The organism is Calditrichia bacterium, assembly GCA_020634975.1.
Classification (GTDB): Bacteria; Calditrichota; Calditrichia; order RBG-13-44-9; family J075; genus JACKAQ01.
On the sequence record JACKAQ010000001.1, the window covers coordinates 536743 to 557744 of the forward strand.

Below are 21002 nucleotides of genomic sequence, written 5' to 3' on the forward strand. Positions count from 1 at the left end.
CGGAGATAACGATATGAAAACAAAAGAAATAACGATTGTTGGCGCGGGGCTGGCAGGATCGCTGCTGGCGATTTATCTGGCAAAACGTGACTTTCGGGTGAACGTGTTCGAACGCCGGCCGGACATGCGCAAAGCGGAAATCAGCGCGGGAAGATCGATCAACCTGGCGCTCTCCACTCGCGGCATTCATGCGTTGCGGGAAGTTGGTGTGCTGGATACCATTATTCGCGATGCCATTCCGATGCGCGGACGGATGATCCATTCCCCGGAAGGCGAACTCTCCTTTCAACCCTATGGCAAAAATGAAACGGAAGTGATCAACTCCATCTCTCGCGGCGGGCTGAATTGCACGTTGATGGACGCCGCAGAAGCTACCGGAAAGGTGCAATTTTTCTTCAACAAACGCTGCAAAAAGGTAAATTTACCCGACGGAACCCTGCTTTTTGTCGATGAAACCGACGGATCGCAGCAGCGGATCGAGTCCGCGGTAACCTTCGGTTGCGACGGTGCATATTCCGCCGTTCGTTGGGAAATGATGAAATCCGGGCGATTCAATTTTTCGCAGGATTATCTCGATCACGGCTACAAAGAGCTGACCATTCCGCCGCTCCCGGACGGCAATTTCCAGATGGAAAAACATGCGCTGCACATTTGGCCGCGCGGCAGCTACATGCTCATTGCGCTGCCAAATCCCGATGGAAGTTTTACCTGCACGCTGTTTCTCCCGTTTGATGGCAGCAACAGTTTCGCCAAACTGGATTCGCAGGTAAATGTAGCGGCGTTTTTCAACACCCATTTTCGCGACACCTTGCCGATGATGCCATCGCTGATCGATGATTTTTTCAGCAATCCAACCGGCGGACTGGTGACGATTCGCGCGTTTCCGTGGTTTGTGAACGACAAATTTTTGCTGCTCGGCGATGCAGCGCACGCCATTGTGCCGTTTTACGGACAGGGCATGAATTGCGCGTTTGAAGATTGCACGGAATTAAATCAGTGCATCGAATCGCATGGCGATGATTGGGCTGCGGTGTTCGAGACATTTCAGCAGCGCCGCAAAACCAACGCAGACGCGATTGCCCAACTGGCGCTGGATAATTTTATCGAAATGCGCGACAAAGTAGCAGATCCGGTTTTTCTGATGAAAAAGAAATTGGAAGTAATGCTGGAGCGCGAGTTTCCCGGCGAATTTTTGTCCACCTATGCGCGGGTGACATTTCAGCGCCGCCCGTATCGCGAAGCGCTGGAAATCGGACAAGTTCAGGATCGAGTGCTGATGAATATTTGTCAAAGCCACAAATCGCTGGAAAAGCTGGATTTACAATCGATTTTTAACCGGATAAAAATTTCGCAATGATAGCGCTCCCGCAACAATTTTATGCGCAGGATACGATAACCGTCGCGAAACAATTGCTCGGAAAATTGCTGGTGCGGCATTTGAACGGCGAAGTTCTCGCCGCAAAAATTGTTGAAACCGAGGCATATATCGGCGAAGATGACCCCGCCTGTCACGCTGCCCGCGGGCGCACGCCGCGCACCGAAATAATGTATGGCCCACCGGGATTTGCCTACATTTATTTTATCTACGGCATGTATTTTTGCCTGAATGCGGTCACTGAGGCGGAAGGTTTTCCGGCAGCGGTGCTCATTCGTGCAGCGGAACCGGTTGGCGGGCTTGAACAAATGCGGCGACTTCGCAGGGTAAAAAATGATCTGCAATTGGCAAATGGCCCGGGAAAATTGTGTCAGGCGTTTGATCTGAACCGGGATTTGAACGGCGCTCCCCTAACGCAACCGCCGCTTTATATCGCCGATTCACCGACGGTTCCGTCAGACGAAATTGTGGCAACTTCGCGGGTTGGCATCAGCGCTGGCAAGTCTCATTTGTGGCGTTTTTTGATCAAAAACAACCGTTTTGCGTCACATCCGAATCATCGTTAAAGTCAGTATTTTCAGGTTTCTTCAAAAAAAATTCTTTTTTCAACCCGGCCGGTCGGCTATATTTATTTAACTTATTTTGGGACGTAACAAATCTTTACTCAAAATGGGTTACAGCTCTCCGGAAACAAGGTACGGGTTTTTGAAATTACAGGTCGTTTCCGGTATTTAAACCATCAAAAAGGAATTAAAATGGATATCATATCAATATCAATCGGACTTTTGGTTGGACTAATTCTTGGAGCAATAATATTTAAGGTCATTCAACAACAAAAATTAAAAAATGCCCAAAATTCAGCAGAAGAGATTATTGAATCCGCCAAAAAAGAAGCACAGCGCATCGAAAAAGAAGCCAGTATTCAAGCGAGGGAAACCATTCAGCGCGAACGCCAGCAAATGCAGCGTCAATTAAAACAGCGCGAATCCGATATTTCCCGCAACGAAGAGCGCATCCGCAAACGCGATAAAGAGTTGAATCGTCAGGAAAACAGCTTTGCAGAACGCGAAAATGTGCTGAAAAAGCGCCAGAGCCAGCTCGATCAATATCAGAACAAATTGACCGATCGTGAAAAAGAAATTGAATCGCAAATCGAGCTGCAAATCAAAAAGCTGGAAGAAGTGAGCAGCTACAATCGCGAAGAAGCCAAACGCGAGCTCAAACATTTGATGATCGATAAAGCGAAATCGGAAGTGGCGCAAACGCTGGTAGAAATGCGCAACGAAGTTACCGACCGCTCGAAATGGGAAGCGAAAGAAATTATGGCGCACGCCATCGAACGGATGGCAACGGATTACACGATGGAATCGACCCTCGTTTCTGTGTCGCTGCCCAGCGATAATTGGAAAGGGTTGATTATCGGGCGCGAAGGTCGCAACATCAAAGCATTTGAATCAGAAACCGGTGTAAAAGTAATTGTGGATGACACGCCGGAAACGGTGGTGATGTCCAGTTTCGACCCGATCAAACGGGAAGTGGCGCGGTTGGCGATGGAATCGTTGATCCAGAAGAAAAATATCCACCCCAAAGCGATTGAACAAGAAGTTGCCAGAGCCCAGAAAATTGTTGATGAAAGCATCAAACAAGCTGCCGAAGAAACGATTAAAGAGCTGAATTTGCGCAACATTCACCCGGATTTGAAAACCTACATCGGACGGTTGAGATACCGCACCAGCTACGGACAGAATATTCTCCAACACTCCAAAGAAGTGGCATGGCTGGCCGGAAATATGGCTGCAGAACTGGGCTTGAACGTTCAGCTTGCCCGTCGCGCCGGACTGCTGCACGATATCGGCAAAGCGGAAAGCAACGATTCCGAAGGTAGCCACGTGACTATCGGTGTGGAAATTACCAAACGATTCCGGGAGCATCCGGTGGTGATCAACGCAGTGCTGGCACACCACGAAGAAGCGGAACCGATTTCGCCGATTTCAGTGCTGGTTACCGCGGCAGACCGCATCAGCGGCGCACGTCCCGGTGCAAGACGGGAATCGCTGGAAGCCTACACCGAGCGAATTACTCAATTGGAAGATCTGGCGAATTCGTTCGAAGGCGTTGCCAAAACATACGCACTTTCCGCCGGTCGCGAAATTCGCGTGATTGTTTTGCCGGAAAAGCTGACCGATCAGGAATCCGAACTGCTTTCTGCGGATATTGCCCAAAAAATTAAGGATAATATGGAATATCCCGGGCAAATTAAGGTGACAATCATCCGGCATCTCGCGGCTTACAGCACAACCGATGATTTTATGTCTGATGATAACGGAAATAATTCGAACAATAACAACAACAACAATAATAATAACCGGCATCAGAAATCCCGCAGAAATCGCGGGAACCCGAACGCCAATCGTTCGGATAACGTCTCGGCAAATTGATACCCTGTTTTTCCCGGGCAGAATATTGTTCATCTGCCCGGGATTTTTTTATTTTCTGCAATTACCCATCCTGGGTATTGAAAAAATCCCCCGAAATGCCTATCTTCTCATCGCTAAACAATAGACAAACAATTCAATTTAATATGTTAAAGGAAAATAAATGGCAGGACAACGCGGTGAATTCGGATCGAAATTAGGTTTTGTTTTGGCAGCTGCCGGCTCAGCGGTTGGATTGGGAAATATTTGGAAATTTCCATTTGAAGTGGGTCGTGGCGGTGGTGCTGCATTTGTGCTGGTTTACCTGATGTTCTGTTTTGTGCTCTGTTTTCCAGTGATGGTTACCGAAATTGCCATCGGACGCAAAACCAACCGTAACCCAGTTGGCGCATTTATCGAGCTCGGGCACAAAAAATGGAGTCTGGTTGGCAAGTTGGGTTTGTTCTGCGGTGTGCTGATTCTGTCCTTTTACAACGTTGTGGCAGGCTGGGCGTTCGGCTATTTTCTGGAAATGGTTCAAGGCAACTTTGCTATCGGCGATCATTTTGGCGAATTTGTCTCCGATTGGTCTACTGTCGGGTTGTATGGATTGCTGTTTATGATTGCAACGGCCACAATCGTTTCCGGTGGTGTGAAAGGCGGCATCGAACGTGCATCCAAAATCCTGATGCCAACGCTGTTGATTATCATCCTGTTTTTGGCAGGATATGCATTCACTTTACCAAATGCAATGGCAGGTGTTGAATTTTATTTGCTCCCCGATTTTTCAAAATTAGATGGCAACGTGATTTACGGCGCACTCGGACAGGCGTTTTTCTCGCTGTCGCTGGGAATGGGCGCGTTAATTACCTACGGCAGTTACGTTTCCAAACGTGAAAATGTGATCAGCTCCGCCGCAATGATTACGCTGACAGATGTCGGCATCGCATTCATTGCCGGTTTAATGATGTTTCCGTTTGTGTTTTCGCAAGGCATCGAACCCACCGGCGGCGCCGGACTCATTTTCATCACGTTACCGGGAATTTTTCAATCACTCGGGCCGTCGCTCGGCATTTTCATTGGATCGTTATTTTTTATGCTGCTCTCTTTTGCAGCACTCACATCCACAGTTTCGCTGCTGGAAGTGCCGGTTTCCTATCTCGTTGATGAACACAAATTGCCCCGGAAAACCGCCGTTTGGGGAACAGCCGGATTCATTTTCATCATTGGCATTCCATCGTTGTTGGCCAACGGCGCCAGCGATTTTTTCACAAATTTTATGTTTATCCCGGGTGATAATGTGGCAGGTTATGACGGCTACACCGATTTTATGACGATCATTGGCTATATCGCCAACGATACATTGTTGCCGCTCGGCGGATTGCTGATCAGCAGTTTTGCAGCTTACGTCTGGAAAAAGGAAAACCTCAACGAGGAAATCAAAATCGGTTACAGCGGCTACAGCGGATCGTTTGTCGAATCATTTGTCAACTTTGCGATCACTTATTTGTGCCCGGTAATTCTTGGATTGGTTTTTGTTTTTACACTGCTGGATCGTTTTGTTGGTATACATTTGGTTGGCTAATTAGCTGTTTTATTTATATTTAACTTTCTGCGCGATATTCCGATGCTGGGATATCGCGTTTGCTTTTAACAACAAAAGGGATCAACGGAATGTCGAAAAAAAGTTCAATTGCACCTAAACATTCGGAAATTGTCAGCAGTTGGGAAATCGTTTTTCCCAACGATACCAACCCGCACGGCACCATGTTTGGCGGTAAAGTGATGGCAATTATGGACAAAATTGCCGCCATCGCCGCCGGCAGATATGCCGAACGCGCAGTCGTTACGGTATCAACCGAAGGCATCATTTTCAAACGCCCGATCAGGGTCGGCGACCGGTTGAATATTTTGGCACGGGTGGTTTGGGTCGGCACATCCTCGATGGTTGTAAAAGTGGATGTTTACGCCGAAACACCACTCACTTATGAACGCACCCATTGCACAACCGCGCGTTTCAACTTTGTTGCGTTGGATGAAAACTCAAAACCGACCGCAGCACCGCCGCTACTGCTGGAAAATGACGAAGAAAAAAGAGAGTACGAATTGGCGGAATTTGTCATCAAACAGGCGTTGGATCGCAAACGTAAAATCGAGGAAAATGAGCGGGGGAAATAACATTCACTCAATTAGAGTGCCATTTTGTATTTGGGTAACCGGCAAAAAATAGCGGCTGAAAATCCGGTCATCACTGCAAATGTCGATGCTGCTGTTGATTGCCTACGAAATTAAAACGCTCTACTTTTTAATAAAAAAAGCACCGGAATCTAAAGGTTACCGGTGCTTTTAATTTTATAAAAATATTGGATTTACAGCTACAAAATTGACGAATCACGTAAGTGTTGCGACAGCGCATTCAGCCAATCCGGTTGAACAACCGGCAAATGCAACCGCCGGCGCGATTCACCTTCGTAATAATTATCCCAATCAATCGCCGCGCCGTTTATCCACAGTTTTGCGAGCGTTCGCAAAACGCAAAGGGTATCGCCGCAACGTTCCAGCAGGCTTTCCAGCGATGCAAAAGTGGCGATATCCAAATCGCTTTGTTTTGCAAATGCGCCCAATGTGTGCCCCGGACCAACTTCCAGCGTGCTGTAAATTTGCCGGTCAGCCAATTGTTTTATCGCGCGGGAAAACTGCACAACCGCAACCGTTTGCGTTACCCAATATGCCGGATTTGTTGCTTCCGCATGCGATAATTCGTTACCGCTAACAGCTGAGATAATAGGGATTTTTGGCGCACGCAATTGCATTTTTTCCAAAACAGCCTGCAATTGTTGCAACTGTTTTGGCGAAATTGACCCAACAACCGGATACTCGCCCGGCAGCTGTTTGTGCCAAATATTCGCATGCTTCAATTTGCGGCAAAGCTGTTTGCCCACTGTTTTAGTGCAGATAAAACTGATCAGTCGATCCGAATGAATTGCGGCGATTTCGCAGCCTTTTTCCAAAAAATCCGCCGCCGCAGATTCGGAGATACCTGCGGAAATAATGACACCTTTTTTTGCCCGGTCGAAAATTTTTCCGCGAATAATTGCCAGCGTCAGCGCATTTTTGGCTGAGAATACACCACCAACTACAGCGGCAGAAAGTTCGCCCAAATCGTGCCCAATCAACACCTTAGGCTTCACACCCCAACAGCGCCACAATTCCGCAAGCGCCAGTTCAACCGCCAAAAGCGCCGGTTGATAATTTTCAAACGAGTTGAATTTAGCGAACGCGTTTTCAAAATCTGCCGGGTTTGGAAACAGCATATCGCAAATATCCGTGCCGGTTTGGTCGGCAATTATTTTGGCGTATTCATCCATTCGTTCAGCGAAAAATGGCTCACTTTCGTATAATTCCTGCGCCATTGCAAGGTATGCGCTGCCGTGTCCGGGAAATAAAAATGCGGTTTCCGTTGCATTTTTTGCAACCGCTCCGCTCATCCGTTTTCCGGATTGTTTTTCCGAAAGGATAGCGGCGCATTCCCCGGTATCTTGCGCCAAAATTGCGGCACGATATCTCGAAAACGGACGTCCGGTTTGCAGCGAAAACGCGATATCCGCCAATTCAAGATGTTGATGATCACGAAAAAAAGCCTGAAACGTGGTCATTTGGCGCTGCAATTCTTCCGGCGTTTCGCCACTAAATGTCATCAGTTGCCACGGACGCGGTGTTCCGGCAGGCTCGGGCGAATGCTCGGTAATTTCCAGTTGCAACGTGCAATCGCCGACGGCAAAAACAGCGCCACCCCGACGCTCGCAACCGAGACCAAGCCATGCGCGCGGTTCCGGATTGTCCCGGAATTTTTCAATATCAGAATTAATCAGAGGATTCATTTCGCGAATCCAGATGCCCGGCGGGACCATTCGCTGATGCACTGTGAGCACCAATTTGGTCAATTGCGCAACATAATTTGTGGATTCTGCATCTTTATTTTTGATTTGTGTATGCACCGGCAAATCTTCCCAAAGTGGTAATTCGGCAGAATTTGCCCGCCGATTTTGCCAACTGCGATGCAGTAAATCACCTGATTTCGGCATTTCCACATATACCAGCGATTGTTCCGGTAAATTATGACTGAATTCTGCCAACCGTTTTTCTGAGCTGTGGGTGGCATTTTGCGATTCCGAAATGGTAATTGCGGATTCACCCGTCCGAATGCCGAGCGCCGAAATTACAGCCAAAATCGTATCGTCATTTGCTTTTGCGACGTCGTATTTTTTGAGCACCAGCGCCGGTGCATCGCCAGCAATAGCGATATCGCAAAAATTATTTTCCAGATACCAGCTCGCCAGCGCAATCGAACGCAATTCCGCCGGGAACGATTCCAGCAATTCAGATATTTGCGGCGTTTGCGCAGTGGACGGCACAAATTGCGCCGGACGAATGGCAAATAATTTTTCCTGCAACAACGGCTGCACAGCCGTTTCCAGTTTACCAAAAACAGCGATCCGACCTGCCGGGCGTTTTCCGGTATAACCGGCGCGTTCCAGCGCTTCCCAAAGGGTTTTCAAATCACCATTTCCGGGAGCAAAAATATCCTGTTGATTCAATAAATTGCGAAACGGAACGGATGTCGATTGCTGTGATGGGATATGCGGCGTGTTGGTATGCCAAAAATAAGACTTGTTCGGTTCGCTGTGAGCAAACCGTCCAATCAAACGATTCCAATAAGCTTCTATTGACGTATTGCCGAAAATTTTTCCGGCGATGGCAACGATGGCTAATCCTTCCCTGGCGGCCATTTCACCTTCCTTGTGTATGATTTTGCGGCAATCCGCATTTCGGATCACCAATTGGATTTAAACCTTTCACTACTGCCGCGTTTCTTTTGCGGCTGTTTTTCAACTGCCAATCCGGCAATATGCGCCGGTCGGTTATAAAATTATCGAATCGATATTGCGAATAATGAACATTTCAGAGAAACGGCAGATGTTCATCATGACCAATTTCCTCCGCCGGAGGAATCTTGTTGAATATTCATAATTTCAATCCGGGTTTCCGGATGGCGAATGGCGATTGCTGCCGCAAAATTTTCCCACGGTTGCCAGGATTTCAACGTCCAGCTGCCGACCTCATCAGTTTCGCCCTGCATCCAAAGCAATTGCGCGGGTTCCGACGGTTTTAACGTTACGCTGAAACTATCGAGCGGCATTGCCAGCCCATCGCCAACAGCTTTAATAAATGCTTCTTTTCGCGTCCAACAATTGTAAAATCCGTTCAATTGCTCGCTTTTTGGCAACGATTGTAACACTGTAAATTCGTGTTTGCTGAAAAACCGTCGGGCGATTCGCATCAATTCCCGGTTGGGTTTTATGAATTCGACATCCACACCCAAATCGGTATCGCGGGAAAACGCAAAAACCGCCACATTTTGCGAATGCGAAATATTAAAATTTAGCGGCGGCAATTCCGGTTTCACAACCAGCGACGGCTTGCCGTGGCGCCCATAAATAAATTCTATTGAAGCTGGAGAAACATCCAGATATTTGCCGATCAACAAACGCAACAACCCACGAGAAACGGTAAAACGCACCCGGTGCTCCTCAAAATGGAAACGTTTGGCGCGCAATTGCTCGTCCTCCGACAAATATGCGGCCAATTTATTATACCACAACGGCGATACTTCCAGCGAGCTTTGCCAAATCTGCACTTCGCGATATTTCAGCCGCAGTTCAATATTTTGTAATTCGAATGTTGGTATTTTCATTTCAAAAATATTTTTCTGTCAGGTTTTCGAACAGTTACCTATCAAATATATGTGAAAATATGCTTCGATTCCAACTTGACAGTGCATTTCGACAATCTATTTCCGGTTGATTTTCTCAGAAATAATAATGTCAGCTTTATTTACAACTAAAATACATATCAGGGAATTTTTTGAAATGGAAGATGGGATATATTTCTACCAGAACCAACGGCATTCACATGAAATTTTCGTGCAAATGCCGTTGACAGTTATTGTTGCTGGCGTGTCATCATCCCTGATTCAGATCCAATTCCCTTTGGGCAATATAAATGGTCGTCCGGTAAAAATTTTTCCTTAACAGATCGATAATTTTGGTTCAGTTGTTGCAGTTTGCTAAAACCCGGTCTCATTTTGTAGCCAATTTGAAAAACCGTTTAGCTTTTTCACTGATTTTATCAGGTTATTTTGAAATTGTTCGATGCTATTATATATTCTTTGATATAAGGTCGCCCGGAGCAGCTTTTATTCGAACAACGCGACACTTCCAGCCAATCGACTGCAGATTCTCATACCGGGATTTATTCTTAAATGGTGCGAACCAATAACAGGAAATTGTAATGGGTAAAATTATTGCTGTAGCCAATCCGAAAGGTGGCGTGGGTAAAACCACCACTGTCATCAATTTGGCAGCCAGTTTGGCGATTGCAGAAAAAACAGTTTTGATCATCGATTGCGACCCCTCCGGCTCGATCAGCCAGGGATTGGGTGTGCCGCAATATGCGATAAAACACGGTATATTTGATGTTTTCTCCGGTAGTGCTGGTTTTATCGAAGCGATTCAGCAGGTCGAATTTTTTCCGCAATTTGACATTTTACCCGCAGGCATTCGCGAACACGAACAGGAAATCCGGCTGATGGAATTAGCCAAAAACCGGGTGCGAATGAAAAGGTTGTTAAACGGATTGATGACCAGCGGCCGGTTAAATTACGACTATATTTTAATTGACACACCGCCATCGATGGACGATTTGGCGTTGGGCGCAATGTATGCGGCAGATTCCGTGCTGATTCCGTTGCAAAGCGGATTTTACGCCATCAACGCTGCCGAACGGCTGCTGGGCATGATTGAGCGCATCCGCAAAACCACCAACCCAAATTTAAACATCGAAGGCATTTTGCTCACCTTCTCCGAAAAAGGGACACGCGCAACCAACCAGGCGCTTTCCGCCGCCGAAGAACGGTTTGGCAACCTGATGTTCGACACGCAAATACCTAAAAATTCTGCACTTGGCTATGCCGCTTTCGCACGCCGCCCGATCGCTTTGGTTGATGTTACAGCGCCGGGCGCCCAGGCTTATCTTGCGCTTGCCGAAGAAATTATCCACAAAAACCGGCAAATTCCGGTTTACCGGGCAACAACCGATTCAACAGCACCGCAGATTTCCTACTTCGCGGGATAAACTACACAGCAACATTTTCCACTGCTGCATTTTTTGTGACTATTGTCTGAACGGCAGAGTTTATTTATATTCTGCCGTATCTTTTAAAAACAATGTTCACAAATACAAACTATTGGAGAACCGGCATGAAAAAAATGTGGGTATTTGCCATTTTAATTGCACTTTTGGCGGGAAGTTGCAGCGACAAAGAAAAGGTTGAGCGGCTCGAAAACGAACGAAAAACATTGGCGCAGGAAAATGAACGGTTGAAAACCGATCTGCAAAAACTGCAGAAAGATTACACCAAACTCAATTTTTTAACCCAAAAACTCGATGGCATCAAAGCCCGAATCGTTACTGATATGGGTGATATCGAAGTGAAATTTTTCCCGGAAAAAGCGCCGTTGCATGTGTTCACATTTGTTTCCCGGGCGGAAGCGGGTTTTTACAACGGCACCCAATTTCACCGGGTAATGCCTAATTTTATGATTCAGGCCGGCGATCCCAATTCCAAAGATGACAATCCCAATGACGACGGTATTGGTGGTCCGATTGCCATGTTACCGCACGAATTTAACGATATCAAACATGTGCCGGGCATTTTATCCACCGCACGCGTGCCCGATATTTCCGCCGGGGCAGGCTCGCAATTTTTTATCATGCATGGCACAAATTTCAATTTGGACGGGCAATACACCGCATTCGGAGAAGTGACCAAAGGGATGGACGTGGTTAACGAAATTGCCACCGTTCGAACCATGCAACGACCGCCGAACCATCCGGTGAAACCGATTCGCATTCGCAGAATCGAAGTTTATAAATGATGCTTTGCTGACACAAACATATTGGGGCGAACGACTGTTCGCCCTTTTTTATCACAACACCCACAAAAATCCCTGCATTTAAATGATTAAAAAAGCGAAACATATCCTCAAAAAGCAATTTGGTTACGATGAATTTCGTCCGTTGCAAGCGGAGGTAATTGAAAGCATCCTTTCCCGGAAGGATACGCTGGTGGTAATGCCCACCGGCGGCGGAAAATCGCTGTGTTATCAAATTCCCGCGCTATTATTCGACGGATTGACGATCGTCGTTTCCCCGCTCATTTCGCTGATGAAAGATCAGGTGGACCAGTTGCGGGAAAATGGCGTGGCAGCCGTGGTGTTGAACAGTTCGCTTTCGCCGCAGGCGTATGCGGAAAATGTGCAGAAGATTATCTCCAAAACGGCAAAATTGCTGTATATCGCGCCGGAATCACTGGTGAAACGCGATGTGCAGGAGCTGCTCCAATCGGTTTCGCTGGATTGTTTCACCATCGACGAAGCACATTGCATTTCCGAGTGGGGACACGATTTTCGCCCGGAATATCGCCAGTTGGCAACGGTTCGCCGGCAATTTCCCGATGCGGTTTGTGTGGCGCTCACTGCGACAGCCACGCCGCAGGTGCAGCAGGATATTTGCAATTCGCTAAATTTCCGGCAGGAAAATGTGTTTATCGCCAGCTTCAACCGCGAAAATCTGTTTTTGCAAGTGGTCAAAAAGGAGCAGCCGCGCCAGCAACTTTTGGAATTTCTCAAAAAATTTGATAATCAATCCGGGATCATTTATTGCGCTACCCGCAACACAGTTGAGGATTTGGCAGAAACGTTGAAAGCAAACGGGCTGAATGCAATGCCCTATCACGCCGGATTAGGTGATTTGGAGCGCCACAGCGCGCAGGAAGCGTTCATTCGCGATGATGTGCAAATCATCGTGGCAACCATCGCATTCGGGATGGGCATCAACAAATCGAACGTGCGGTTCGTGGTGCATTACGATCTGCCGAAAAGCATTGAAAGCTACTATCAGGAGATCGGGCGTGCCGGACGCGACGGGCTTCGCGCAGATTGTTTGCTGCTGTTCGGCTACGGCGATATTCGCAAAATCCGCTTTTTTATTGATCAAAAAGAAGATCCGCAGCAGCACCGCAACGCTTTGCAACATTTGGAAGCGATGATCCAGTTTGCCGAGCACCAGCTTTGCCGGCGGCACCCGCTGATTCGCTATTTCGGCGAACATTTTCCCGACGAAAACTGCAGCATGTGCGACAATTGCACGATGGAACGCAGCGTTCCCCAAACCGATGTGACCACCGCAGCACAGAAATTTTTCTCATGTGTCTATCGAACCGGACAAATGTTTGGTGCGGCACACATCATCGATGTATTGCGCGGCTCCAATTCTGAAAAAATTATTCAGCGAAATCACCAAAATTTAAGCACTTACGGCATCGGAATGGAGCATTCCAAAAAGCAGTGGCTGCACCTTTCCCGGCAATTTGTGCAGCAGGGATTTTTGACCAAAGATATCACATACGGCAGCCTGAAACTGACCCAACGGGCAGTGGATGCGATGAAAGGCGAGCAAAAAGTTTTTGCGGAAATTGAAGCAGAAACAATCACTTACAGCAAAGGAAAAGAGCGACTGGCAGCCGATTACGACGGTGTGTTGTTCGAGCGGATGCGCGACAAACGCAAACAACTTGCGGACAAACAGGGCGTGCCGCCATACGTAATTTTTTCCGATAAAACGCTGGTGGAACTGGCGGCAAATATGCCGGAAAACAGCAGCGAGATGCTGTCCATTCACGGCATCGGCGAAGTGAAAATGCAGCGATACGGCAAAGTTTTTTTGGAATTGATTCTCAAACGACTGAGCGAATTGCGGCGGGAAAAATGATGAATAATTTAATGATTGATTGCAGGCTTAGAGGATTCCTGCCTTCGCGCCGAAGGCGCTCCTTTGGTGCAGGAATGACAGTTTTTTAGCCATTCCGGGCTTGTCCCGGAATGGCTCGTTTCTCTATCCATAAATTACTTCCGGCGGACGGTGGTTGCGGCGGCTTGTGCGGATGGTAAAATAAGCATATCCGCGATTTGCACATGCGCAGGACGGGAGATTGACCAAAAATTGCCTCGGCAATATCCGCTCCGGTGAGCGCATCCAGCCCTTGTACACCTGATCCGCTTTATTGGCATCCCCTTTAAATCGCACCAGCGAAAACTCTGTTTCCACCAGTCCCGGGGCAATGTTGGTCACCCGGATGTTGTGATCGAGCAAATCCAGCCGCATACCTTGCGAAAGCGCGTCCACCGCAAATTTGGATGCGCAATATACAGCCCCTTTGCTGTACACCTGCTCTCCGGCAATCGACCCAATATTCACGATGTGACCGTCATTTTTGGCGATCATTCCCGGCAGAACCGCGCGCGTCACATACAGTAAGCCTTTCACATTGCCGTCGATCATCGCGTCCCAATCGTCGATGTTTGCATTTTGAACAGTGTCCAGACCGTGGGCGTTTCCGGCGTTGTTCACTAAAATATCGATGGATTTCCAATGGTCCGGCAAACTGTCGATCGCGGCAAATACCGCTTCGCGGTTGCGCACGTCGAACGAAAGTGTGGTTACTTTTACGGATTCGCCGAGCGTTTGCCGCAGTTCGTCGAGCCGTTCTTTGCGGCGTCCACACAAAATCAGGTCAATCCCGTTTTTGGCGAACAGCTCCGCCGTGGCTTTTCCGATACCGGCTGTTGCACCGGTAATGAGGGCTATTTTGCTCATAAAAAATCACCAATTTTGAATTTTCGATTAAAAATCCGCATTTCGCGGCGTGCGCGGAAACGGCACAACATCTCGGATATTTTCCATCCCGGTGGCATACATGATTGCCCGGGCAAAACCCAAACCGTATCCGGCGTGCGGGGCAGTGCCGTATTTGCGCAAATCCAGGTACCACCAATAATCATCTTTTTCCAATCCCAGTTCATCAATGCGGGCGACGAGCTTATCATAGCGCTCCTCGCGCTGGCTGCCACCGATGATTTCGCCAACGCCCGGAACCAGCAAATCCATTGCGGCAACAGTTTTGCCGTCATCGTTCTGGCGCATGTAAAACGCTTTGATTCCTTTGGGATAATTCACCACAAATACCGGTTTTTTATAGACTTGCTCCGTGAGATAACGTTCGTGCTCGGACTGCAAATCTTTCCCCCATTCAACCGGAAATTCAAATTTTTGTCCGGATTTTTGGAGTTGCTCAACGGCTTCGGTGTAGGTAATTCGTTTGAATTCGGAGTTGATCACATTATCCAATCGCGCCAGCAATCCTTTATCTATCCATTGATTGAAAAATTCCATTTCCTCCGGCGCTTTTTCGATCACGTAATTAAATATAAATTTGATCATCTGTTCGGCTAAATCCATATTGTCGTTGATATCCGCAAAGGCAATTTCCGGCTCGATCATCCAAAATTCCGAGGCGTGGCGGGCAGTGTTGGAATTTTCCGCGCGAAATGTGGGTCCAAAAGTATAGACATCGCGAAACGCCATGCAATACGTTTCCACGTTCAACTGACCGCTGACGGTGAGGTGCGCCTGGCGGGAGAAAAAATCTTCCTCAAAATCGATGCTGCCGTCCGGTTTGCGGGGCGGATTTGCCGCATCCAGTGTGCTGACGCGAAACATTTGTCCGGCGCCTTCCGCATCACTGGCGGTGATGATGGGCGTGTGCACATACACAAAATTACGATCCTGAAAAAATGTGTGGATCGCATGTGCCAGCAAAGAGCGCACCCGGAACACGGATAAAAATGTATTCGTTCGCGGGCGCAAATGAGCGATTGTTCGCAAATATTCAAACGAGTGGCGCTTTTTCTGAAGGGGATAGTCGTTTTCGGAATGTCCGATCAGGCTGATCCGCTCCGCGTGCAATTCGAACGGTTGTTTGGCACCGGCAGATTCCACAATCGTGCCCTCAACTTCGATGGAAGATGCAATCGTAAATTTGCTGATCGCTTCAAAGTTATCCAGTTTTTCATCGAACACAACCTGCAGGTTTTTGAAAAAACTGCCATCGTTAACTTCAATAAAACCAAAGTTTTTGGATGCCCGTAAAGTGCGCACCCAACCGGCGATTTTCACAGATTTGCCGATAAAATCTTCCGGTTTACGCCAGATTTCTTTAATTTTTGAATATGCCATTTGTCGCGTTCCGTTGTTTCGTTCGTTCGTAAGTTCTCTAAAAAAATGATTGCTGTAAGGGGTGATGATACGCAAAAGGGCTGCGGAAAGCAACCCTTTTTTACATCGCAAAGTTGTTGACAGGTATCGAGTTATGAGACAGAATGCAGCGCCATCCGGTTGCCTTCGCAATCTTCAAAAACTGCCATAAATCCGTTTTCCGGAGAAATTTGGGTTTTGGGAACCAACACTTTTCCGCCGGCAGATTCTATTTTGGACAGCACCATTTGCAAATCGGGATTTGCGTTCAAATAGACCACCGGACCCTTATTTCCCGGAAAATAAAAATCTTTATGCTGGCAAATTGCGCCGCCCACACTATTTTCGCCGGTAGGGAACAGTGCCATTTTCAACCCGTTCGGCAGCTCAAAATCGACCATTTCGATCTCGAAAATCGTCTGATAAAAAGCTTTTGCCCGATGTAAATCGGAGGCAGGAATTTCAAACCAACTTACAACATGTTGTCGTTTAGCAGACATTTGAAACCTTCTAATTTTATTCGACCCGATGCCCTTGAACAAATTCCTCAACCGTTTCAACATCTTTCCGGCTACCAATAATCAGCGGGGTTCGTTGGTGCAAATCTTCCGGTTGAATATCGAGAATTCTGCGATGACCATCGCTGGCGCGTCCGCCGGCCTGATAGCAGATTAGTGCGAGCGGATTCGCTTCGTACATCAAACGGAGTTTGCCTTTTTCGTTGCCGGGTTTTTTGTGGTCGCTGGGATAAAGAAATACCCCGCCTTTCAGCAACGTCCGGTGAAAATCCGCGACCAACGAACCGATGTAGCGCCCGTTCATCGGCTTGCCTTCATCGCCAAACCGTTTCGCCCAACGCACATAATTGCGAATCCCTTCATCCCAAAACTCAAAATTGCTTTCGTTGATGCTGTAAATATTGCCTTTTGTGGGAATGGTCATTTTGGGGTGCGATAAAATAAAACTGCCGTAAATGGGGTCCAGCGTAAAGCCGTAAACGCCATTTCCGGTGGTATAAACCAGCATCGTGCTGGAACCGTATAAAATATAACCCGCGCAAACCTGCGAATATCCGGGCTGAAGCATGTCTTCCATTGTCACCGGACTGGAATCGGGGGTAATTCGCCGGAAAATAGTAAAAATTGTGCCAATGCTAACGTTGACATCGATATTTGAGGAGCCATCCAGTGGATCGAAACAGCAAATATATTTGCCTTTCAGGCTTTCATCGTTGATTTCGATGTAGGTTTCTTCCTCCTCCGAAGCCATTGCGCAAAGCGAACCGCCAAAACGGAGCGAGCGGATCATCGCTTCGTTGGCAAACACATCCAACTTTTGCTGACGTTCGCCAAATACATTTTCGCTATCAAGACTGCCCAAAATATCCAGTAGCCCTGCCTTGTTAACCTGGTAGGAAATGACTTTTGCAGCCAGCGCAATATCTGACAGCAGTCGCGTAAATGAACCGGTTGCCTGCGGGAACATACGTTCCTGTTTCATGATGTGTCGGTTCAGCGTCATGACAAAGCTGCTCATGCTTTTTTCTCCTCATGCGATTAATGAATCTTCAAATTGGACCTATATATCAAACGCAAATTGATTTTAAAAATGCAGTAGTGATAGCTTTTTTAAACAGTTGTTTAACCAGCTCAAGTGTTGAAAATAATCATCCAGAGACCATCAAAAAAGTAATGATTTGTTAATCAGGGGATAAAAATATAGAACACAAACCATAAAAATGCCACTTTTTAATCGATTAAAGAGAAAAAAAATACAAGCTTACAGTTTCGGCATAATTGGGCGAGTTTCCAGCGCTTTTTGCAATGTTTGAACAACATTTTGCCGTTCCTCCCCGATGAGCGGCAATCGCGGCGGACGAACGTTTTCGTTGCCCAATCCGGTCATTTGTTCTGCGAGTTTGATGTTTTGGACGAGTTTTGTGGAAACATCCAGATCGAGCACCGGTTTGAACCAACGGTAAATTTCGAGCGCCTCAGCAATACGATTTTGTTTCGCAAGTTCATAAATAACAACAGTTTCCCGGGGGAATGCGCAAACCAGTCCGGCAACCCAGCCATCGGCACCCATCAGCAAACTTTCCAACGCGAGGTTATCGACGCCGGTAAAAATCTGGTAGCGATCGCCGCAATAATTTTTGATGTCCGTAATCCGTCGCACATTGTCGGATGATTCTTTCAGCGCAACAAATGTGTCATTTTTTGCCAGGTCTGCAAACATTTGCGGGGTTACATCAATATTATAGGCAACTGGATTGTTGTAAATCATGATCGGGCGTTCGGAAACGGCTGCGACAGCTTCCAAGAATACGACGGTTTCCCGCTCGTCTGATGTGTAGCGCATTGGCGGCAGCAGCATAAATCCGTCAGCGCCGTTTTTTACACCCTGTTTTGCCATTTCGCAGGCTGCGGCGGTTGTGGTTTCGGCGATGGTCAAAATCACCGGCACTTTTCCGGCGCTCACATTCACAGCAGTTTTCAAAACTTCTATTTTTTCTTCGGCGCTCAACACACCGTTTTCGCCGAGTGATCCGCAGCAAATCAATCCGTGAACGCCGGCATCCAGTTGCGCCTGGAAATTCTTTTCCATCGCCGGATGATCCAATTTAAAATCAGCCGTAAACTTAGTAGTAACAGCAGGATATACGCCTTCCCATTTTGTTGCCATTTGTATTCCCTCTCGTTTCAGGTTGTTATGAAAATTGTTAAAATTTATTGAAGATAGAGGGCAATTCATGAATTGCCTCTACAGGTAATACAGCGCCATACATCTGCTTTCACACCGGAGGTGTGGAATATTGGTAATAATACAACAACAGATAAATTCACATCGCCCCGGAGGGACGAAACGGCTGATCGCGTAACATCGGTTATTTATTGATGTTGGGGATTTGAATCTCAATTCACCGCATACTGAATTTTCAAAAACCTGGACAATCTATTGCCGAACCATCTGATACACAACTAATATATCAGTTGATTTTCGTAAATCAAAACAGAAAAAATCAGAATTGCCGAACCACAGCTTTCATCTGAAATCAGCCTTTTGCGAGCACTTTGGAGATATCCGTGCGATACGCCAGCACCGCCGGAATAATCGCAGCCAGAATCCCGATTGCGATCGCCAGAATCAAAATTGCCCACTCTTCGCTCAAGAATAGCCATCCGGTAAGTTCAATTTGGCGGGCAGCCGCGAGCCATTTGCCCAGCATTTCCGTTGCAATATGCCCCAGCAACAACCCGGCGATCACGCCCATCAGCGAGAGCAAAATGCTTTCCTGAATCATTTGCCAGAAAATTTTTTCGCGGGATGCGCCGAGTGTTCGCATAATTGCGAGATCGTACCGTCGCTCTTTTAACGCGTTGTATAACGCGATGAACACGCTCAACGCTGCGGTAATTATCAGCACAAACCCAAATGCCTGCAACGCGGTAACGCCAACGCCAAACAGGTCAAACAATCGCGCAGTTTCGAACGCCGGAGATGCAGCTTGCATGTTGGTTTGGGCGTTCACAAATCGCGGAAAAAGCGCGGCAGCCATCGGTGAACTGTATTTGACGAGTAACGCAGTAATTTGCTGCAGCGAATCATCCGGGTGGATGGCAAAACCCAGTCGATTTGAAAGCGGCAGCTGCGCCGCAGAATCGGCATGTGCCGCATTTTCTTCATCGTGATGGAGCAGCCAAACCGTTCGAACATCTGTGAGCACCAGCCGGTCGAGCGCGGTGCCGCTTTTCGGCAAAATTCCGACAACGGTCAAGTGATGTTCATCGTGTGCGTCACCATCTTCGGAGAGACCGTGAGCGCTGGTAATTTCCGCGCCGATGTCCAGTTTTGCCTCCCGGGCGATTGTCGCACCGACCACTACTTCCAGCGGCGATTCCCAGGTGCGTCCGGTTTGCGGCTGCGTTTCGTACAGCGCCAGCAATTCTTGCGACGTTCCGACAATCCGAAAACCATTGTAACTATCACCCAACGCCAGCGGAATGGCAGATTTTATCGCCGGATTTTGCAGCAACGGCGCTACATCCGAAAGCGCGATGTTGCCGGTCGGCACATCCAAATGATATACGCTGGACAAAATCAATTGCAGCGGGCTGCCTTTTGCACCGACAACCGCATCGATGCCCTTCGCGTTCCGCGATAAATTTTCTTCCATTTGATGATTGAACAGCAACAGCACCACAATTGTGCCGACACCCAACGCCAGCAACAGCACATTCAGCAACGTGCCCAGTTTTCGTTTGCGAATATATGAAAAAGTAATCGTAAGCAGATTCATGCGTTTTCCAGTGAAATTTGATGTTTAAAATGATCGCGGATGCGTTTGTCATGCGTGGCGATAAACAGCGTGGCGTTGCACTGCCCCGCCTGTTCCATCAATAAATTGAGCACGCGATCGCAATTTCGATCATCGAGGGCAGCGGTGGGTTCGTCCGCCAACAATACTTCCGGGCGATTGATGACAGCCCGGGCAATTGCCACCCGTTGCTGCTGCCCGACGCTCAATTCGCTCGGAAAAGCCCCGGCTTTCCCGGCGATACCAAGTTGCGACAAAATTTCCCCGGCATATTTTTGATCCTGTTTGACACCTGCCAAATAGTTGGCAACGAGCAAATTTTGCATCACCGTCAGGCTGGGAATCAGGTGCAGTTGCTGAAACACGATCCCGATTTTTTGCCCGCGAAACCGGTCCAGCGCTGCGCCGGATAACTTCGCCAAATCTTGCCCGGCAACGGAAGCAGAACCGGCTGACGGATTGAGCAAACCACCCAAAACATGTAATAGCGTTGTTTTTCCACTACCTGAATTTCCGAGCAACAGCCAGCGCTCGCTCTGTTTGGCGTGAATATCAGGAAATTTCAAGGTCGATTGCCCTGCATAGTTGTGTTGCAATTTTTCAATTGAGAACATATTTTTCCGCTCGAAAAAGTTAGATTATTTTGTGAGAAATATATCGAATCGGCGGGAGCTATTCAATA

At 47.6% G+C, this 21002-nt stretch carries 16 protein-coding genes and 1 pseudogene; 8 read left to right on the forward strand and 9 right to left on the reverse strand.

The annotated features are described in order from the left end of the window. The first annotated feature begins 13 nt into the window (after nucleotides 1–13). From H6629_02175 to H6629_02195, 5 genes are all read left to right on the forward strand, one after another. On the forward strand, nucleotides 14–1357 hold the full coding sequence (locus H6629_02175) for an FAD-dependent monooxygenase (GenBank protein MCB9066605.1): 1344 nt from the start codon (nucleotides 14–16) through the stop codon (nucleotides 1355–1357). Then, nucleotides 1354–1941, forward strand: coding sequence for a DNA-3-methyladenine glycosylase (locus H6629_02180; GenBank protein ID MCB9066606.1), 588 nt, complete (start codon nucleotides 1354–1356; stop codon nucleotides 1939–1941). The genes H6629_02175 and H6629_02180 overlap by 4 nt, the downstream gene beginning before the upstream one ends. 189 nt (nucleotides 1942–2130) lie before the next feature. Beyond that, nucleotides 2131–3813 carry a ribonuclease Y gene (gene rny, locus H6629_02185; GenBank protein MCB9066607.1) on the forward strand — a complete coding sequence of 561 codons (1683 nt, stop codon included), beginning with the start codon at nucleotides 2131–2133 and terminating at the stop codon, nucleotides 3811–3813. Nucleotides 3814–3973: 160 nt separating this feature from the next. Further along, nucleotides 3974–5374, forward strand: coding sequence for a sodium-dependent transporter (locus tag H6629_02190; protein ID MCB9066608.1), 1401 nt, complete (start codon nucleotides 3974–3976; stop codon nucleotides 5372–5374). A gap of 89 nt (nucleotides 5375–5463) precedes the next feature. After that, nucleotides 5464–5967 carry an acyl-CoA thioesterase gene (locus H6629_02195; GenBank protein MCB9066609.1) on the forward strand — a complete coding sequence of 168 codons (504 nt, stop codon included), beginning with the start codon at nucleotides 5464–5466 and terminating at the stop codon, nucleotides 5965–5967. Between the two features lie 197 nt (nucleotides 5968–6164). Here the strand turns inward: H6629_02195 and H6629_02200 are convergent, their stop codons facing one another. Together H6629_02200 and H6629_02205 are read right to left on the reverse strand one after the other, a co-directional pair. Continuing rightward, a complete protein-coding gene (locus tag H6629_02200) occupies nucleotides 6165–8579 on the reverse strand; it encodes a type I polyketide synthase (GenBank protein ID MCB9066610.1) in 2415 nt (804 codons plus the stop codon). Nucleotides 8580–8773: 194 nt separating this feature from the next. Then, complete coding sequence (locus H6629_02205) at nucleotides 8774–9544, reverse strand: 4'-phosphopantetheinyl transferase superfamily protein (protein ID MCB9066611.1); 771 nt, start codon at nucleotides 9542–9544, stop codon at nucleotides 8774–8776. A gap of 596 nt (nucleotides 9545–10140) precedes the next feature. Between H6629_02205 and H6629_02210 the strand changes: the two genes are divergently transcribed. The 3 genes from H6629_02210 to recQ all read left to right on the forward strand — a co-directional run bounded on the left by H6629_02210 (nucleotide 10141) and on the right by recQ (nucleotide 13680). Then, the gene (locus tag H6629_02210; GenBank protein ID MCB9066612.1) at nucleotides 10141–10983 is read left to right on the forward strand and encodes a ParA family protein; all 843 of its coding nucleotides are present in this window, start codon (nucleotides 10141–10143) and stop codon (nucleotides 10981–10983) included. 125 nt (nucleotides 10984–11108) lie between these two features. Further along, the gene (locus tag H6629_02215) at nucleotides 11109–11786 is read left to right on the forward strand and encodes a peptidylprolyl isomerase (GenBank protein MCB9066613.1); all 678 of its coding nucleotides are present in this window, start codon (nucleotides 11109–11111) and stop codon (nucleotides 11784–11786) included. 82 nt (nucleotides 11787–11868) lie between these two features. Then, entirely contained in the window at nucleotides 11869–13680 is a 1812-nt protein-coding gene (gene recQ, locus H6629_02220; GenBank protein ID MCB9066614.1) for a DNA helicase RecQ, read from the forward strand. 134 nt (nucleotides 13681–13814) lie between these two features. On the opposite strand, the pseudogene H6629_02225 reads toward recQ, so the two are convergent. The 7 genes and pseudogenes from H6629_02225 to H6629_02255 all read right to left on the reverse strand — a co-directional run bounded on the left by H6629_02225 (nucleotide 13815) and on the right by H6629_02255 (nucleotide 20934). Then, nucleotides 13815–14565, reverse strand: a pseudogene (locus H6629_02225) (SDR family NAD(P)-dependent oxidoreductase). 27 nt (nucleotides 14566–14592) lie between these two features. Continuing rightward, on the reverse strand, nucleotides 14593–15984 hold the full coding sequence (gene asnS / locus H6629_02230; GenBank protein MCB9066615.1) for an asparagine--tRNA ligase: 1392 nt from the start codon (nucleotides 15982–15984) through the stop codon (nucleotides 14593–14595). Nucleotides 15985–16115: 131 nt separating this feature from the next. Next, nucleotides 16116–16502 carry a VOC family protein gene (locus tag H6629_02235; GenBank protein ID MCB9066616.1) on the reverse strand — a complete coding sequence of 129 codons (387 nt, stop codon included), beginning with the start codon at nucleotides 16500–16502 and terminating at the stop codon, nucleotides 16116–16118. A 16-nt stretch (nucleotides 16503–16518) separates the two neighbouring features. Then, nucleotides 16519–17538, reverse strand: a complete 1020-nt coding sequence (gene fbp, locus H6629_02240) for a class 1 fructose-bisphosphatase (protein MCB9066617.1) — start codon at nucleotides 17536–17538, stop codon at nucleotides 16519–16521. Nucleotides 17539–17781: 243 nt separating this feature from the next. Further along, a complete protein-coding gene (locus tag H6629_02245; GenBank protein MCB9066618.1) occupies nucleotides 17782–18687 on the reverse strand; it encodes a dihydrodipicolinate synthase family protein in 906 nt (301 codons plus the stop codon). Nucleotides 18688–19057: 370 nt separating this feature from the next. Next, a complete protein-coding gene (locus H6629_02250) occupies nucleotides 19058–20302 on the reverse strand; it encodes an ABC transporter permease (protein ID MCB9066619.1) in 1245 nt (414 codons plus the stop codon). Beyond that, nucleotides 20299–20934 carry an ABC transporter ATP-binding protein gene (locus H6629_02255; GenBank protein MCB9066620.1) on the reverse strand — a complete coding sequence of 212 codons (636 nt, stop codon included), beginning with the start codon at nucleotides 20932–20934 and terminating at the stop codon, nucleotides 20299–20301. Before H6629_02255 ends, H6629_02250 begins: the two co-directional genes overlap by 4 nt. Nucleotides 20935–21002 lie beyond the last annotated feature (68 nt).

Coding starts and splice junctions, on each gene's coding strand:
- H6629_02195 (MCB9066609.1), top strand. CDS start 5,464: ATGTCGAAAAAAAGTTCAATTGCACCTAAACATTCGGAAATTGTCAGC.
- H6629_02250 (MCB9066619.1), bottom strand. CDS start 20,302: ATGAATCTGCTTACGATTACTTTTTCATATATTCGCAAACGAAAACTG.
- H6629_02175 (MCB9066605.1), top strand. CDS start 14: ATGAAAACAAAAGAAATAACGATTGTTGGCGCGGGGCTGGCAGGATCG.
- H6629_02200 (MCB9066610.1), bottom strand. CDS start 8,579: ATGGCCGCCAGGGAAGGATTAGCCATCGTTGCCATCGCCGGAAAAATT.
- H6629_02205 (MCB9066611.1), bottom strand. CDS start 9,544: ATGAAAATACCAACATTCGAATTACAAAATATTGAACTGCGGCTGAAA.
- H6629_02210 (MCB9066612.1), top strand. CDS start 10,141: ATGGGTAAAATTATTGCTGTAGCCAATCCGAAAGGTGGCGTGGGTAAA.
- H6629_02235 (MCB9066616.1), bottom strand. CDS start 16,502: ATGTCTGCTAAACGACAACATGTTGTAAGTTGGTTTGAAATTCCTGCC.
- H6629_02255 (MCB9066620.1), bottom strand. CDS start 20,934: ATGTTCTCAATTGAAAAATTGCAACACAACTATGCAGGGCAATCGACC.
- H6629_02180 (MCB9066606.1), top strand. CDS start 1,354: ATGATAGCGCTCCCGCAACAATTTTATGCGCAGGATACGATAACCGTC.
- H6629_02215 (MCB9066613.1), top strand. CDS start 11,109: ATGAAAAAAATGTGGGTATTTGCCATTTTAATTGCACTTTTGGCGGGA.
- rny (MCB9066607.1), top strand. CDS start 2,131: ATGGATATCATATCAATATCAATCGGACTTTTGGTTGGACTAATTCTT.
- H6629_02190 (MCB9066608.1), top strand. CDS start 3,974: ATGGCAGGACAACGCGGTGAATTCGGATCGAAATTAGGTTTTGTTTTG.
- fbp (MCB9066617.1), bottom strand. CDS start 17,538: ATGAGCAGCTTTGTCATGACGCTGAACCGACACATCATGAAACAGGAA.
- recQ (MCB9066614.1), top strand. CDS start 11,869: ATGATTAAAAAAGCGAAACATATCCTCAAAAAGCAATTTGGTTACGAT.
- asnS (MCB9066615.1), bottom strand. CDS start 15,984: ATGGCATATTCAAAAATTAAAGAAATCTGGCGTAAACCGGAAGATTTT.
- H6629_02245 (MCB9066618.1), bottom strand. CDS start 18,687: ATGGCAACAAAATGGGAAGGCGTATATCCTGCTGTTACTACTAAGTTT.